The sequence below is a fragment of the Lactiplantibacillus fabifermentans DSM 21115 genome (genome assembly GCF_000498955.2).
Lineage (GTDB): Bacteria > Bacillota > Bacilli > Lactobacillales > Lactobacillaceae > Lactiplantibacillus > Lactiplantibacillus fabifermentans.
Genome location: NZ_AYGX02000054.1, coordinates 1 through 13,830, shown reverse-complemented (window position 1 = coordinate 13,830; position 13,830 = coordinate 1). Strand labels below are relative to the sequence as shown.

Genomic DNA, 13,830 nt, shown 5'->3' with positions numbered 1-13,830 from the left:
GAAGCTGATCTTTTTTGTCCGAACAGCGTTCGGATTAATTTTACAATCTACCATGAATTATTAAATAGAACGTACCAATTATTAATATTGGCACGTTCTTTTTTTACTGAAATTTGTACAAGCGGTAAACGTGAGTCGGCGATACTAGGAATTAGTAAGCGTTATCGGAACTTTTGACGTCAAAAATAGGGGCGGTTTTGTGCCTTTTTCATCGTTGAAAATGGGTCATTTTAGGGGTACTTTTCAAGGAATAACGGGGATAAAATGGTTAGGTAAGCCATTTAACTAACGGGAAAATTAACAAAAAAAGGGAATGTGTAAATATTGACGTACCAAGGGTTAAAGCGCTGTTATGGGGTGTCAAGTCAAATTGATTAGCCCCCTTAAACGGTTACTAACCCTAGTATGACGGGAATCGTTGGTTAATGCGCTAATTGTTGCATACTATGCACATTTGAGGTCTGAATCTGATATTGGGCTAAATTTATTCAAATATTAGTCATTTCATTGACGCAAGTACCTCTGTTTGGTTAATATTTAACCGTAAACAAGGTTACTTGTTTCACATACACACTGAATGATGAAAACAGTTTATTAATATTGTGTTTATTGTTTGGCTAATATGTGAAGGCTACTTGGATTAAATAGGGGGCTGATCACATGCGGTTAACCAGCGGATTACCACTTCATCAATGGGAATTACGTGGCATGTTAAAGCGACTAGGCGATTTAAATAGTTCAGTAATCTAACCATCAAAAGCGAAAACTTTTTCATGGCTGATCTAACATTTTGTTACTTAGGATTTCAATATCTGGGGAGGATATCTATTATGAGTTTTTTCACTAATTTCCACATTTTACCAGGGACGCACACCGCATCATACACTAGTTCAGTAAGCAACCAACCATTAGGTACTTTCTACCAATTCGTACTTAACGTTATCGCTGCTTTTAAGAACTAGTTTTAACTTTTTAACCAAGCCTAGCTTGCTAGGCAGTTAAATAATTCAATCAAAAGGGGGCTATCAATTATGAGTTGGTTTACTAATTTCCACATCTTACCAGGTACGCACACTGCTTCTTACACAAGCTCTGTTAGCAACCAACCATTAGGTACTTTCTATCAATTCGTACTTAATGTGATTGCTGCATTCAAAGGCTAATCAAGATTAACCGTTAACTAATTATGAGGGGAGGATTCAATTATGAGTTTCTTTACTGATTTTCACGTATTACCAGGTACCCACACTTCATCATACACATCAAGTGTTTCAAACGATATCTTCGGTGGTTTCCACTCATTCGTTTTAAACTTGATCGCCGCTTTCAAAAAATAATGTCAAATAATTAAATTAATTACCTAATTAATCAATTAATGTCTTGATATTATTCAGCTAATGAGGGAATATATAGATATGGGGTTTAATTATTTAACACCCCATTGAACATAATCCTTGAACTTCATTCACTATTGACGAGCGCAAGCGTTCAACATCAGGACGCTTGAAAGTTGGTCGGACCGACTGAGTGAAGCCTATTAGCAAGTACCGATTCAAATTTCAATGTAATTTGAAATTAATAACTTTATAAGGGAGGATTTAATTATGAGTTTCTTTACTGATTTTCACGTATTACCAGGTACCCATACTTCATCATACACATCAAGCGTTTCAAACGATATCTTTGGTGGTTTCCACTCATTCGTTTTAAACTTGATCGCCGCATTTAAAAAGTAATTTTAGGTCATCAATAAAATTCAATTAATTAGCCAGGAGGCAACAAACATGAGTTTCTTCAATAGTTTCCATATCTTACCAGGTACTCACACTTCTTCATACACCTCAAGCGTTTCAAATGACATCTTCGGTGGTTTCCACTCATTTGTCTTGAACGTTATCGCTGCATTCAAGAAGTAATTATTACTTCTAATCAACTAATTAATTTATAAGGGAGGCAACATCCATGAGTTTCTTCAGTGATTTTCATATCTTACCAGGTACGCATACTTCATCATACACTTCAAGTGTTTCAAACGATATCTTTGGTGGTTTCCACTCATTCGTTTTGAACTTAATCGCAGCATTCAAGAAGTAATCACTTCTTAAAAAATAATTTGTAGGGGAGGCAACAAACATGAGTTTCTTCAATGATTTTCATATCTTACCAGGTACGCATACTTCATCATACACATCAAGCGTTTCAAACGATATCTTCGGTGGTTTCCACTCATTCGTTTTGAACTTGATCGCAGCATTCAAAAAGTAATCTAATTACTTTAAAACATTAATTTTTAAATACGGGGAGATACAAATTATGAGTTTCTTTAGCGATTTTCATATTTTACCAGGTACACATACTTCATCATATACTTCAAGCGTTTCAAATGACATTTTTGGTGGATTCCATTCATTCATCTTGAACTTGATTCCAGCAATCAAGAGCTTGTTCTCATAAAAATTAATTAAGCCAATTACTTATATCCAGGGAGGATACAATCATGAGTTTTTTCAATGATTTTCACGTATTACCAGGTACCCATACTTCATCATACACTTCAAGTGTTTCAAACGACATCTTTGGTGGGTTACACAGCTTTATCTTGAACTTGATCGCAGCTTTCAAAGGCTAGTCAATCGTTCAAAACAAATACTGATATATTAAAGGGAGATTACAACCATGAGTTTCTTCAATGATTTTCACATTTTACCAGGTACGCACACATCATCATACACATCAAGTGTTTCAAACGACATCTTTGGTGGCTTGCACAGCTTTATCTTAAACGTTATTGCCGCAATCAAAGGCTAGTTAATCGCAGTCTTTAAAGCTAAGCACCTGATAATAAAATAATGGTGTATTAGACACTACACGGGAATAGTCGTGACGAAGATGGTGGGTTGGCATGATTGTGTCACCCATCATTTTCGTAATTGGGGTATTTCGTTAAATGTGTCCGGGGAGGATATCCGAAATGTCAAAAGACAATCAAAAAATGACCGGCGATTCAGTTTACCGGGTAAAGATGTATAAAGATGGCAAAAAGTGGGTTTACGCTGGGGCTACGACGTTAGCTTTAGCTGCTGGCCTCGTATTTGCCAACACTAATGCGTCAGCTGATACCACTCAAACCAGTGGTACTCAACAAACCGAACAAGTTGCATCACAAGGCAGTTCACAAGCATCTGCTTCAACTGCATCTGCTGGTACCAGTTCAGTATCAGCTGCTTCTGCAACTAGTTCAACTTCTACTGCTTCACAGGGTACTTCAGAAGCTTCACAATCATCACAAGGTACTTCACAAGCTTCAGCTGCAACTGTTTCGACGGCAACGCCTACCAGTTCAGCTGCATCAAGTGACGTTGCATCAAACGCAACTTCAGCATCGACTGCCACAACTGCTAAAGCTACTCGGGCAATGGCAGTTGCTGAAGATACGACAGTTGCTGCTACTTCAGCAACAACTGATCAAACTGCCCCAACGGTAACATCACCAAGTTCTGATGCTAGTGTTACGGTATCTAGTGATGCTAGTGTAAATATCACTTCTGATGCTTCAACTAGTGACGCCTCAACAAGCGATGCTGCAAGCAATGCTACTTCAGAAGTAACTAGTGGTGCTGGTTCAATCGGTAAGAGCAATGCGATTGCTGCTACTGATTCAACCGCTGTTAGTGGGACTAATTTCACCGCTGAAGCTGGTAAAAGTTATGCAGTTACGGTAACTTTGGATAAGAATACTGATATCAACTGGACGGATGCTAATGGTCAATTCAGTATTAAGAGTAATGCGCCTTCAACTTCTGGTAAGTGGACGTTAGATTCTTATACTATTGGTGGTACGACTACAACTGTCACCGATAACAACGAAGCTGGGTTAGTGCCAATTACTTATGCAATGATTGGCGATAACACTGAAGTTGTTTTGAACTACACTTATACGGCAGCTAGTTCTGCAGTATCTCAAGGGTTGTACATTGAAGATGCGCCTAATGCAGTTTGGGATACAGCTGCTGGTAGTAGCCGGGTTGGCTGGAACTATACCACTACTGTAACTACTGATACAACAACGACCACACCGGCTGATAAAACGGCTGATGTCACAGTTAAGTATTATGTTGTTACTGGTATGAATGCTGACGGCACGCCTAATGTTAAAGCCGTTGATGGTGGGGCCACTAAGACTGCTACTGTTGGTTCAGCTTATACTGTTACTGAAGCAACCTTAGATGGCTATACGTTCTTAACTAGCAATAAAGATTTAAGCGGTACTGTTAGCGAAACTGCTGCAGATAACGAAATTGATTTATTCTACGTTGAAAACACAGCCTTAAATGTTTCTTACCAAGACGAAAACGGTAATACGTTAGCTAAGGACCAAGACTTCGAACAAGGTGCTGATGGCACCTTCACTCAAGCTGGTGGGACTTACTCAGTCGCTGCTCCTACTTTGACGGCAACTGACGGTACGACTTATGAATACGTTGGTTACAAGATTGGCGACGGCGCGGTTCAAACTGGTAATGTTGCTGCGGGTACGTTAGCAAGCGGTGTAAACCAAGTTACCTTCGTTTACAAAGCTGTTACGACGCCAGTTGAAGACAATGCTGATTTAACCATCAACTATGTTGACGCTGACGGCAACAAGATCAAAGATTCTGACGTAACTTCATCAACGGTTGGCAGTGATTACACTGTTACAACTCCTGATATCGATGGTTACACTTACGACCATTCAACTGGTGATGCCTTAACTGGTACCATTTCTAAGGATGGCACTACTGTAACTTTGGTTTATACGAAGAATGCTACGCCAGTTGAAGAATCAACTGTTACTGTAAACTATGTAGATGAAGCAGGTAATGTTATTAAGACTGCCAAGACTACTACTTACAAGAACGGTGATGCTTACAGTGAAACTGCACCAACCATCGCTGGCTACACTTATAAGTCAACGAATGGTGATGCTACTTCAGGTACTGTAGATGGCAACAAAGTTATCAACTTTGTATACGCCGTTTCTACTCCTGCCCAAGCAGAAGCTAACTTGACAATTAACTATGTTGATGCTGATGGTAATACTATCAAGGCATCCAGCGTAACAACTCACAAGGTTGGCGATGCTTACACTGTAGGTACTCCTGACATTGCTGGGTACACGTACGATCATTCAACTGGTGATAACATTGCCGGAACGATCAACTACGCTGGTAACACGATTACCTTGGTATACACCAAGAACGGTGGCGGGACTACCACGGCGCCAACTACGGCTCCTACAACCGCACCAACTACGGCACCAACAACTGCACCTACAGTTGCTCCTACGACCGCACCAACAACTGCACCGACAGTCGCACCAACGACTGCGCCAACGGTTGCTCCTACGACCGCACCAACGACTGCACCTACAGTTGCACCAACCACGGCACCTACCACGGCTGCAACGACTGAACCTGGTGGCGACGTAATCAACACTGGTAACACAACGACTGCCGCAACGACAGCACCTGCTACCGGTACTGAAACTTCAACTGGCTCAACGACTACGGCCGCGGCTGCTGATGATCTTGTATCTAACGGTACTTCCGGTGTTGTTCCTGCTACGGCAGCGACAACCTTGAAGCCAGTTACAACTACTACAACGACAACTAGTTCTAAAGATACTTTGCCACAAACTGACGAAGAAAACGGAACTGCTTTAGCTGTATTAGGTTTAAGCACATTATTGATGGGTTCAGCATTGTACTTTGGCGCTTCAAAACGTCGCAAGCACGAAGCTTAATTATTTATTAGGCTTGATTATTTGCTGAACGGATGGAAAGGTCGGTCTGCTGACCTTTCCACTCTTTGAGCAAACAATCAAGTTTTATGGAGGAGTTGCATTATGAAGATGTTCAGTTTAAAGCGCAAAGATAAGAATGAGGATTTTGCGAGTCATTCTGATCGCGCAACGGCTACCTCGACCGTTGCCGCTCAGAAGCCCAAGCCAAAAGCCACCCAAAGTAGTACTAGTCCTAGCCCCCGGTCTCAAAGCTCACGGCCGGTAGGGAGCAGTAGCGCAGCTGCCTCGAACGTGACTCCAATTAAAGGTCAAAACCGGGTCAGCCAACGTCGCGCTAGCCAAAAGTCTGCTAAAGACAGTGCGGCTATCGAAAACGAAATGGCAGAACTTAACAAGAAGTATGAAGTTCTCCGTGGCGAACTTAAAGTTCAATTGGTTCAAGATCGAAAGCACGAAAATCAACAACGCGAAAGCTTAGTTGCCGAACAAGCGACGTTACGTCAACAATTAAATGACGCTAAACAAAGTCTTGAAAAGCAAGACAAAGTTGTGACGACTGATGACAACGAACGTCAAGCCATGGTTGCTAAGATTACGACGGAACAAAAGACTTACAATGACGCTAAGTCAACGTTAGCCAAGAGTGACCAAACGTTAAATTCATTACAACAAAAGATCACGAAGTCCGAACAATCCTTAGCTGATTTACGGAAGAACGAAGCTGACATGCGGGCCGCTATCCAAGGCGAACAAGACTTGAAGAAGTTATTTGTCTTGATGAAGCAACAAGAAAAGCAAGCTCAAGACTTGTATTCTAAGAGTGACGCAATCAACAGTGAACTCGTGAAACTACAAAAACGGGAACAGTCGGAAACTCGCCAACGTTCTAATAAGGAACACGCAATTACTTCCGCAGAAAAGGCGTTACATACCGCGCAAGATGCTTTGGTTGCTTACGATCGCAAGACGAAGAGTGCCAAGGATGAACAAGATCGGGCCTTAAACTTAATTAATCAAAAGATTAATCGTTTGCAACATGACTATGACCGCAATGAAAAGACCGTTCAAGCCATGGATGAAAAGATTGCCGGCATCGATGGTAAGTTGAAGTCAGATTATGGGACGACCCATTTGATCTCACCAGTTGAGTTTGATCAATCTGCCCATTACTTCCTCTTCAGCAATGATTTAATTCAATCATTATCAGCTGACGAACAAGCTTCAATGCAAATGGTCATGGGCTTACTTAACGATGAAGTTAAGGATAACGCTAGTGTTATCACGATTAACTACAACGATAGTTTGCCTAACATTTGGAAGAGCTACCATGAAGAGGGCTTAGTTTCTAAAGATACTGGCCTTTACAACATGTACTACACGATCCAAGAAAAGGTTCCCGGCGAAGTTGCTAAGACTAAGCCTGAATTACCAAGCAATCCTAACTGGCAATACAAGCGTAACGGCGACCAACAAATTGTTTCCATCGCTGATGATGGCGGCAACTTAATCATGGACTTGAAGTATCGTAAAGATGGTGCCATCTGGTACATCACTTACTTCAATGGTTCGATTGCGACGCGTCGTGACGTTTATGATGCTGCTGGGTTCTTATCAGTTACCCAATATCTTGACCGCAACAACAATGCCCAAGTAACGTTAGAAAACTTCTATCGTCCGGACCATTCAGTTGCTATGATCAAACAATACGGTAACGAACATGAATTATCGATTCAATTAGTTAATAAAGACGAAGCCATTACGAACGTCTTCCATTCCGAAGAACAATTACTCGTATGGTGGTTAGATTCTGTAATGAAGCAACAAAACAGCGTCTTATTATTAGGTGTGGATACACCATTATTCGCGGAAGCTTTGAAACACACGAACGAAAACTTCCACGTCTTACCAATTGTCTCGAGTGCTGATTTGGACAACGCCCAAGTTAAAGCCATCGTGGCTGGTAACAGTCCGTTAACTTCAATTGTTGCAACGGACGTCGATGTTCAAAAAGCTATTGAAAAGCAAATGACGCGTGATCTTGAAATCACCGTAATGCCATCTGCTGACCGTGCATAAACACGGAGTCGTGAATATAGTCCACCTGAACACGACGATCAAATGGGGTTGGAAGAATTGAAAGCTGATACTATGGAAAAAAAGGCAAAGTACAGCGATGAGGAATTGTTTGACAAACTTCTTGTTGGGATGTCATGGCTCGAGAGCCATTTGCGTGAGATTATCCAAACCATGGTCGAGGATGCAGATATTTCGTTTGAACAATTTTTAATTTTATATTATCTTGACCACAGTTCGGACCATCGCATCACCGTTAAAGAATTAGCTGCTGATCGCCACGTGTCATCATCAGCCATTTCACGGAAATTGACGTACCTTATTAATAATGACTTGATTGTTTTGAAAATCGACTCCTATGATCGCCGGTACCGGTATTTAACCTTAACACCAAAAGGAGAATCCGTAGCTCACTCGATTGAAAAGGTGAACGAAGGACGGTTAGACAAATTCTTAGAAGAATTTGGCCGGATTCGCATGTCAGAATTGACTGACGAGTTGAAAATGGTTAACAAAGTTCTCGTTGATACTAAAGAAATCAAGGGGTAATTAAAACGCACTTGCTTAGTTTGATACTGAGCAGTGCGTTTTTTGTGTTTTGTGAGTAGTTTATATTATGATTCATTGTTGCCGCTGCCAGTTGACCGTAATTCCAGCCGCTATGGGGACCGGTCCAAGCCTGAGGAGCGGTCTTGGACCTCGCTTTTGAGCCTGAAAACCAAGTCTCAAAAGGCGTCCGTGGTGTTAACGGGAAAAGCCCAATCCCGTTAACGCCACCCGCATGGCGGCTCCCATTACGGTCAACTGGCAGCTAGATTGTGTTTAAGATGAAAACGGCCTCGCACAATTTGGTTAGTCGCTAAGGTTGTGGAAGTGGTCAGCTTATTTTAAATGAATGATATCATGTATTAAACGTTGGCCGTTTAAATACTCACGTCATTTGAGTCATCGGTCGATTAAACTTGCATTTTGTGTCAGTTGACGTGTGAATCTGTCGAAGTGGAGCCGGTTTGTTTTAACGTCGGCTGGTGCGGGTGCGTTAAACGGTTGGTTATTTGGCTAAAAGCAGCGTAACCTCCAATAACTACAACCAAGATGGCATCAGTGGGGGCTAATACCCGCATAGCAGCCTTTGGTGATGGATGTGGTATTGTCGATTATTGTCGATTATTAACTGCTAAAACGGCCGTTGGTGGGGAAAATAGGCCCAAAAAAGACGGTCAGATTTTTGGATAAAATCTTGACCGTCTTTTTTGAATTGTGAGTGGCAGTTTTGATTAGAAATTGATTGCCAACGAGAAGACAATAAAGCCCCCAACTAACATCACGATAATCGCTACAATTGACCACATCACATTAAATGTGACGTGACTGACTTGATGTTCCACATGTAGTTTATGGTTGCTATGTTCATGTTGCGCGTTGTATAACGAACCATCACCATCTTTTAACCAATCGGCGCCATGTGACCCGTAAAACGGGTTTGTGTGCCGACTAGTTGAGCGGGACACCCGGCCATCGTGTTTGGCTAACGGTTTGTAAAGTCGCATCTCGATCCTCTTTTCGCTAGTTTAATTAGTTCTTTGCTTTATAAGGTACCGCATAATTTTTCGGTGCGTCACTAGCTTTGGCGTACTTCCAATGACCAGACATTTTCTTTTCCAATGGGGCATCTTTCTTGATGCATGTGAATCGCGATCCGACTTCGTTTTCAATAATGAAAATCCGGTTGAACTCGTGACGCGTTTGCACAATGTGACAATCATCATGGTCGATACCAAAAACATCTTTATAAACCAAAAACATTATCTCCTTTGTTTTGACCTAGGTGACACCTAATTTTGTACTCGCCCTCATGTTATGAGAGCACTTTTGACGCTACACTATCTATTATAGTCCCTTGTGGAGTGGCGTAAAGCCTTATTGTTTTACAAATTGAATTGGAGACGTTTTCTTTTTGAAAATTGTTCAGGTTTACAAACATTGTGTTCAGACTCGGTCGGTGCGACGCATATAGCAACGTGTTTGGTAGTCAGTATTAATCACAATCAAAATTAGGCCTTCGTTTTTTCGCTGCCAACCGGCGTGATTTTACGGGGGTCATAACCTAAGTCAGCCAGTTCTTGTTGGCGTAACGCTTCAAAGTCAAGGCCATTTAGCGTTGAATCTGCCCATATATCATAATGATCTTTTTTTATTGGTACATAAACAATGCAACCGTCTGTATCTTGATAGACATGATACTTAGCGTCGACGGGTACCTGGATATCTTTAGGAATCGGGAAAATATTAGTATTGCCTTGACGCTGCACGCTTACTAGCATCGTGGAACCTCCTTTGTAATGCCAACAATTGATGAGATATAAATAACGAGCTGCTTGACGGGGGAGGAGTGATAGCGTTTGAAACTAATAAAAAAGCCATTATTAACTCGACTCGTTAGTCAGTAATAATAGCTAGAAATAAATATTGGGTATACTGGGCTCGAACCAGTAAATTACGGATTCAGAGTCCGCTGCCTTACCAATTTGGCGAATACCCAATAACAACTATTCAATATTAACTGTCTACGCCGGTGATGTCAAGCATCTGGCTAATTTTACGATTAGTTCTTATCAGGCATTATTGCGACACGGCGTCCTAATTCAGATTACTAATGGATACCAGTCCGAGTCGGGACAGCTTGCTTTTCGGATTGAAAACTTGCAGACTGTAAAAAAGGAAGTCTTTAAGGTAGGAGGAGTTATTTTGACAGTTAAAGAGTTAACCCAATTATTCAATCATTTGCGTCAGCAGTTGATTATGTGGGCGGTTACTGCAGTCGGTTTAGCGGTGATGCGTAGTTTTGTTTTACCGACTTTACTGACTTTCGTTTTTTGGTGTAGCGTGATTTACTGTTTAGGCTTATTTATCGCCCTCGTAGTCGTGACGATACTGCGTTTACGCCATAAATGATAATTGACATCGACCTTATAATTCGGTAAGATGATAAGTGAATTTGTGCCCGCTGGTCAAATTGGTTAAGACGTCGCCCTCTCAAGGCGGAGTTACGGGTTCGATCCCCGTGCGGGTGATAAATGGTATTTTCGGTACAAATAAAGGAGCGTTGAAATGGCAATAAAAAGCCGTTTCAACGCTTTTTATAGTTCTAAATAAAGGCTAAATAAATACAATATGCGATTTGCTGGTTTAGAAAAAATGGTGGAAGTGCTAACCTTTATTGATGTATTAAGGTTTTAAACTGAACATGCTAATAAGTTAGCTGGTTGAAAAAGGTCGAAAGCTGATGTCATTAGTAACCTAAGCGTGTGGTGTTGGAAATTAAAGAACTTGTTGAGAGATTTAGCGGGTGGACTTTTTTACACAATCAACACGCAATATATACAGTGTTAATTTGAATAACACGTTATAATATAGCCATGTCAGGTATGTCTGACTAAAAAAGTCAGCAATGCCAATAAGTTTTATTCTGGTTATCAAGCAAGAATTTTATGAATGGCTGATTCTTTGAGGATGGGAAATATGGAGTTGGGTTATCGGATACTTGTTTACCATGTTAATTCATCAAGGCAGATTACCACCACTGTGCAGTCGTTTGTAAGTGGTTATAATAGATTATATGTGTCAGAAGAAGATGGGTATTGGGCTGGCGCTGGAATGTACTTTTGGGACAACGTTGGTAACGTTGTCTATTGGCAGCGAGATCGTGAAAATAAGGGAATAGAGACTGCGGTGCTTAGTGCAACGCTATTATTGTCTGAAGATAATGTGTTAGACCTAACGGATGATAATATTGTAAAATTATATAAAAAATTATGGCCAATCGTTGCCAAAAAGTATCGTGTGAGTGAAAAATGTAGCCCAGGGAAAAAATCAACTTTATATGTAGAACGTTGCCAAGTATTAAGGTCGTAAAATTGATTGGGTATTATCCAATGAAACGTGAGGAGCGTTTCTTGATGGAAAAACAAAATTTCCCACATATAACAACTGCTGCAAAAATTATTTATTGCGTTAAAAATTCGGATAGGCTGTTAAATGTAAAAGTAGCTGTGACTGATTAGAGCGAGGTGATAAACATGAGGACTGCTGATTTTGAGCATAATTTACTCAAAGCCCTAGATGGTTTAACTGAAAATGATATTCAAAAGATTCGGGAAGAAGTCGGCGTTGATAAGGATTACGAAATTGATATTGAAGGACATACGCATATAGTAAACAGGCCAAAGGATGTTGCCGTAATTGACGACGCTGATAAAGGTGAAATACCCAAATACGGCTAAATCGTCAAGTTTGCTGCTATCATTTAGTAAAAGTTATACCGATTGTTTTGTTAAAGTAAGTTGGTAAGTAATTAGTGCGTAAACTAGTTAACGCTAAAAGATATTCTAAGAGGCGCCGGCCTTGAGAATATCTTTTTTTGTCACACTCGAAAGTTGATTGTGAATCAATTAGGAAAAAATTAGCGTAGCTTGAGTGGAGTAAACAAAAAAACACCAATCAGTTTGACACGCAAAGATTGGTGTTGAAATGTGATTATTTTAATAACGATGCGAATCCTTGTAGAGACATCCCAGGAACCACGCGTTGACGGGTTAAGTTGTAAGGATTTTCCTTACTAGTGGCGATACCTTCGCTGGTGGAGAGGGCGTAACTGTAACCAGCGGCTTTGGCGGCCTTGATGGTTTGTTTATTAGCGCGGCCAGCTGGGTAACAAATTACGGCGGTATTTTGGTGGAGATTTTTATCGAGCCATTTTTTCGAATCATTGAGTTCGGCGAATTGTTGTTGATAAGTTAATTCGTTTAAATCTAAATGACGGACCGTGTGACTTTGAAAATCGATGTTACCGGTGGACACCATTTTTTTCGCTTCAGCTAAATTCAAATGATTACTCTTCTTCGTGAAACCAGTAATAAAGTTGATAGTCGCGTGGAGCTGATACTCTTTTAAAATCGGTAACGCTTTAGTGAGGTTATCTTTATAGCTGTCATCCAGCGTAATCCAAACGACTTTCTTTTGTGGTAAGCGGTGATGCTTGAACGCGTAGACCGCTTCTTTAGCCGTGAGCGTGTAATAATGGTGTTGCTTTAAATAGTGCATCTCAGCTTTAAATTCTTTGGCTGGAACCCGCAAGCTATTACCGCTAGAAATACTGTGATACATCAAAATCGGAATTTTGACTTCGGCCACATGGTGCCAGTTCGCATAATGACTGGCTTTTTTAGTCGAACTGCTACTGCTGCTAGTCGCTTTGCGGCTAGTTTTAGCGCTACTACTGCTACTGGATGTATTACTGCTGGGCTTGGTACTGCTACAACCGGTTAAGAAAAAAAGCCCGAGCAACACCGTCAGCACCCAGATGCGCTGATGATTTTTGAACATATTAAAACTCCCCCTTGTGGATCTACTTTCATCATAACTAACTTAAGGGGCGATTGCAGTAATGGTTCTACGAATATAATTATTTTTTAATTGAATTGACGAATGTTTATATAATAACCCATTAAGAAAACGTTGGGTTTATTATCATTTACCAAAAGTGATTAAGAATCTGTTGATTGGTCTAGTCAGGTGGGTGTGTACTTGCTATCCTCATAGGGTAATAACAAATTAAATACTTGCAGGGGGATACAAGCATGAAAAAATTATTATTGGGGTTAGTATTAATTGTAGCGGTAGGCGTTGGGGTATTATTTGGTTCCAGCGCACTGACCAAAGATAAGGGGACTGAATTGGCAATGGCGTTGGATAATGTCAATCCTTTAGTGAAAGTCACGACGGTCTATGCCAAAACAGATAAAGTGGTGCGGAAATTTACCGGTGGTGCGGGTGAAGATGAATATGTCTATCGCCTGCAAACGGTCAATGCGAATGGGGAGAAACGTTGGCTGACATTTAACGCCCAACACCGCTTAAAGTTAAATGGTAGATTGTAAAATTAATCCGAACGCTGTTCGGACAAAAAAGATCAG

20 protein-coding genes and 2 tRNA genes are annotated in these 13,830 nt (G+C 40.8%); 17 read left to right on the top strand and 5 right to left on the bottom strand.

All coding sequences use genetic code 11. The annotated features are described in order from the left end of the window. The first annotated feature begins 830 nt into the window (after positions 1 to 830). From DY78_RS16775 to DY78_RS04800, 12 genes are all read left to right on the top strand, one after another. Positions 831 to 962, top strand: a complete 132-nt coding sequence (locus DY78_RS16775; protein ID WP_156093469.1) for a hypothetical protein — start codon at positions 831 to 833, stop codon at positions 960 to 962. 243 nt (positions 963 to 1,205) lie between these two features. Continuing rightward, positions 1,206 to 1,337: a hypothetical protein gene (locus DY78_RS16770; protein WP_156093467.1), complete on the top strand. Its 132-nt coding sequence runs from the start codon at positions 1,206 to 1,208 to the stop codon at positions 1,335 to 1,337. A gap of 267 nt (positions 1,338 to 1,604) precedes the next feature. After that, positions 1,605 to 1,736: a hypothetical protein gene (locus DY78_RS16765; protein WP_156093467.1), complete on the top strand. Its 132-nt coding sequence runs from the start codon at positions 1,605 to 1,607 to the stop codon at positions 1,734 to 1,736. Positions 1,737 to 1,784: 48 nt separating this feature from the next. Continuing rightward, the gene (locus DY78_RS16760) at positions 1,785 to 1,916 is read left to right on the top strand and encodes a hypothetical protein (RefSeq protein WP_156093466.1); all 132 of its coding nucleotides are present in this window, start codon (positions 1,785 to 1,787) and stop codon (positions 1,914 to 1,916) included. Between the two features lie 46 nt (positions 1,917 to 1,962). Beyond that, a complete protein-coding gene (locus DY78_RS16755) occupies positions 1,963 to 2,094 on the top strand; it encodes a hypothetical protein (protein WP_268872497.1) in 132 nt (43 codons plus the stop codon). A gap of 39 nt (positions 2,095 to 2,133) precedes the next feature. Continuing rightward, a complete protein-coding gene (locus DY78_RS16750; protein ID WP_080466494.1) occupies positions 2,134 to 2,265 on the top strand; it encodes a hypothetical protein in 132 nt (43 codons plus the stop codon). A gap of 48 nt (positions 2,266 to 2,313) precedes the next feature. Continuing rightward, positions 2,314 to 2,454: a hypothetical protein gene (locus tag DY78_RS16030; protein WP_156093465.1), complete on the top strand. Its 141-nt coding sequence runs from the start codon at positions 2,314 to 2,316 to the stop codon at positions 2,452 to 2,454. 43 nt (positions 2,455 to 2,497) lie between these two features. Next, positions 2,498 to 2,629, top strand: a complete 132-nt coding sequence (locus DY78_RS16745) for a hypothetical protein (protein WP_082230292.1) — start codon at positions 2,498 to 2,500, stop codon at positions 2,627 to 2,629. A gap of 47 nt (positions 2,630 to 2,676) precedes the next feature. Further along, a complete protein-coding gene (locus tag DY78_RS16740; protein ID WP_021338355.1) occupies positions 2,677 to 2,808 on the top strand; it encodes a hypothetical protein in 132 nt (43 codons plus the stop codon). A gap of 163 nt (positions 2,809 to 2,971) precedes the next feature. After that, positions 2,972 to 5,782: a MucBP domain-containing protein gene (locus DY78_RS15735; protein ID WP_024623846.1), complete on the top strand. Its 2,811-nt coding sequence runs from the start codon at positions 2,972 to 2,974 to the stop codon at positions 5,780 to 5,782. A 102-nt stretch (positions 5,783 to 5,884) separates the two neighbouring features. Beyond that, positions 5,885 to 7,858 (top strand): coiled-coil domain-containing protein, encoded by a 1,974-nt coding sequence (locus DY78_RS04805; RefSeq protein WP_024623847.1) that lies wholly within the window; start codon positions 5,885 to 5,887, stop codon positions 7,856 to 7,858. A gap of 72 nt (positions 7,859 to 7,930) precedes the next feature. Then, positions 7,931 to 8,404 (top strand): MarR family winged helix-turn-helix transcriptional regulator, encoded by a 474-nt coding sequence (locus DY78_RS04800; protein WP_029778787.1) that lies wholly within the window; start codon positions 7,931 to 7,933, stop codon positions 8,402 to 8,404. 728 nt (positions 8,405 to 9,132) lie between these two features. On the opposite strand, the gene DY78_RS04795 is transcribed toward DY78_RS04800, so the two are convergent. From DY78_RS04795 to DY78_RS04780, 4 genes are all read right to left on the bottom strand, one after another. Next, positions 9,133 to 9,405, bottom strand: a complete 273-nt coding sequence (locus DY78_RS04795) for a hypothetical protein (protein ID WP_024623849.1) — start codon at positions 9,403 to 9,405, stop codon at positions 9,133 to 9,135. 25 nt (positions 9,406 to 9,430) lie between these two features. Beyond that, complete coding sequence (locus tag DY78_RS04790; RefSeq protein ID WP_024623850.1) at positions 9,431 to 9,661, bottom strand: hypothetical protein; 231 nt, start codon at positions 9,659 to 9,661, stop codon at positions 9,431 to 9,433. 248 nt (positions 9,662 to 9,909) lie between these two features. Continuing rightward, complete coding sequence (locus DY78_RS04785) at positions 9,910 to 10,179, bottom strand: hypothetical protein (RefSeq protein WP_024623851.1); 270 nt, start codon at positions 10,177 to 10,179, stop codon at positions 9,910 to 9,912. A gap of 145 nt (positions 10,180 to 10,324) precedes the next feature. After that, positions 10,325 to 10,397: transfer RNA gene (locus tag DY78_RS04780), tRNA-Gln, on the bottom strand. 206 nt (positions 10,398 to 10,603) lie between these two features. On the opposite strand from DY78_RS04780, the gene DY78_RS04775 reads away from it, so the two are divergent. The 4 genes from DY78_RS04775 (at position 10,604) to DY78_RS04760 (ending at position 12,138) form a co-directional block, all read left to right on the top strand. Further along, entirely contained in the window at positions 10,604 to 10,810 is a 207-nt protein-coding gene (locus DY78_RS04775) for a hypothetical protein (RefSeq protein ID WP_024623852.1), read from the top strand. 46 nt (positions 10,811 to 10,856) lie between these two features. Next, positions 10,857 to 10,929 (top strand) — tRNA-Glu (locus DY78_RS04770). 421 nt (positions 10,930 to 11,350) lie between these two features. Then, positions 11,351 to 11,770: a hypothetical protein gene (locus tag DY78_RS04765; RefSeq protein WP_156093463.1), complete on the top strand. Its 420-nt coding sequence runs from the start codon at positions 11,351 to 11,353 to the stop codon at positions 11,768 to 11,770. 164 nt (positions 11,771 to 11,934) lie between these two features. Next, positions 11,935 to 12,138 carry a hypothetical protein gene (locus DY78_RS04760; RefSeq protein WP_024623854.1) on the top strand — a complete coding sequence of 68 codons (204 nt, stop codon included), beginning with the start codon at positions 11,935 to 11,937 and terminating at the stop codon, positions 12,136 to 12,138. A gap of 253 nt (positions 12,139 to 12,391) precedes the next feature. Here the strand turns inward: DY78_RS04760 and DY78_RS04755 are convergent, their stop codons facing one another. Next, positions 12,392 to 13,240, bottom strand: a complete 849-nt coding sequence (locus DY78_RS04755; protein WP_029778789.1) for a polysaccharide deacetylase family protein — start codon at positions 13,238 to 13,240, stop codon at positions 12,392 to 12,394. A gap of 254 nt (positions 13,241 to 13,494) precedes the next feature. Between DY78_RS04755 and DY78_RS04750 the strand changes: the two genes are divergently transcribed. Continuing rightward, entirely contained in the window at positions 13,495 to 13,794 is a 300-nt protein-coding gene (locus tag DY78_RS04750; RefSeq protein WP_051385184.1) for a DUF1093 domain-containing protein, read from the top strand. Positions 13,795 to 13,830 lie beyond the last annotated feature (36 nt).

Excerpts from the sequence above, each read along its gene's own strand:
- DY78_RS16775 (WP_156093469.1), top strand. The coding sequence starts at position 831 with ATGAGTTTTTTCACTAATTTCCACATTTTACCAGGGACGCACACCGCA.
- DY78_RS16770 (WP_156093467.1), top strand. The coding sequence starts at position 1,206 with ATGAGTTTCTTTACTGATTTTCACGTATTACCAGGTACCCACACTTCA.
- DY78_RS16765 (WP_156093467.1), top strand. The coding sequence starts at position 1,605 with ATGAGTTTCTTTACTGATTTTCACGTATTACCAGGTACCCATACTTCA.
- DY78_RS16760 (WP_156093466.1), top strand. The coding sequence starts at position 1,785 with ATGAGTTTCTTCAATAGTTTCCATATCTTACCAGGTACTCACACTTCT.
- DY78_RS16755 (WP_268872497.1), top strand. The coding sequence starts at position 1,963 with ATGAGTTTCTTCAGTGATTTTCATATCTTACCAGGTACGCATACTTCA.
- DY78_RS16750 (WP_080466494.1), top strand. The coding sequence starts at position 2,134 with ATGAGTTTCTTCAATGATTTTCATATCTTACCAGGTACGCATACTTCA.
- DY78_RS16030 (WP_156093465.1), top strand. The coding sequence starts at position 2,314 with ATGAGTTTCTTTAGCGATTTTCATATTTTACCAGGTACACATACTTCA.
- DY78_RS16745 (WP_082230292.1), top strand. The coding sequence starts at position 2,498 with ATGAGTTTTTTCAATGATTTTCACGTATTACCAGGTACCCATACTTCA.
- DY78_RS16740 (WP_021338355.1), top strand. The coding sequence starts at position 2,677 with ATGAGTTTCTTCAATGATTTTCACATTTTACCAGGTACGCACACATCA.
- DY78_RS15735 (WP_024623846.1), top strand. The coding sequence starts at position 2,972 with ATGTCAAAAGACAATCAAAAAATGACCGGCGATTCAGTTTACCGGGTA.
- DY78_RS04805 (WP_024623847.1), top strand. The coding sequence starts at position 5,885 with ATGAAGATGTTCAGTTTAAAGCGCAAAGATAAGAATGAGGATTTTGCG.
- DY78_RS04800 (WP_029778787.1), top strand. The coding sequence starts at position 7,931 with ATGGAAAAAAAGGCAAAGTACAGCGATGAGGAATTGTTTGACAAACTT.
- DY78_RS04795 (WP_024623849.1), bottom strand. The coding sequence starts at position 9,405 with ATGCGACTTTACAAACCGTTAGCCAAACACGATGGCCGGGTGTCCCGC.
- DY78_RS04790 (WP_024623850.1), bottom strand. The coding sequence starts at position 9,661 with ATGTTTTTGGTTTATAAAGATGTTTTTGGTATCGACCATGATGATTGT.
- DY78_RS04785 (WP_024623851.1), bottom strand. The coding sequence starts at position 10,179 with ATGCTAGTAAGCGTGCAGCGTCAAGGCAATACTAATATTTTCCCGATT.
- DY78_RS04765 (WP_156093463.1), top strand. The coding sequence starts at position 11,351 with ATGGCTGATTCTTTGAGGATGGGAAATATGGAGTTGGGTTATCGGATA.
- DY78_RS04760 (WP_024623854.1), top strand. The coding sequence starts at position 11,935 with ATGAGGACTGCTGATTTTGAGCATAATTTACTCAAAGCCCTAGATGGT.
- DY78_RS04755 (WP_029778789.1), bottom strand. The coding sequence starts at position 13,240 with ATGTTCAAAAATCATCAGCGCATCTGGGTGCTGACGGTGTTGCTCGGG.
- DY78_RS04750 (WP_051385184.1), top strand. The coding sequence starts at position 13,495 with ATGAAAAAATTATTATTGGGGTTAGTATTAATTGTAGCGGTAGGCGTT.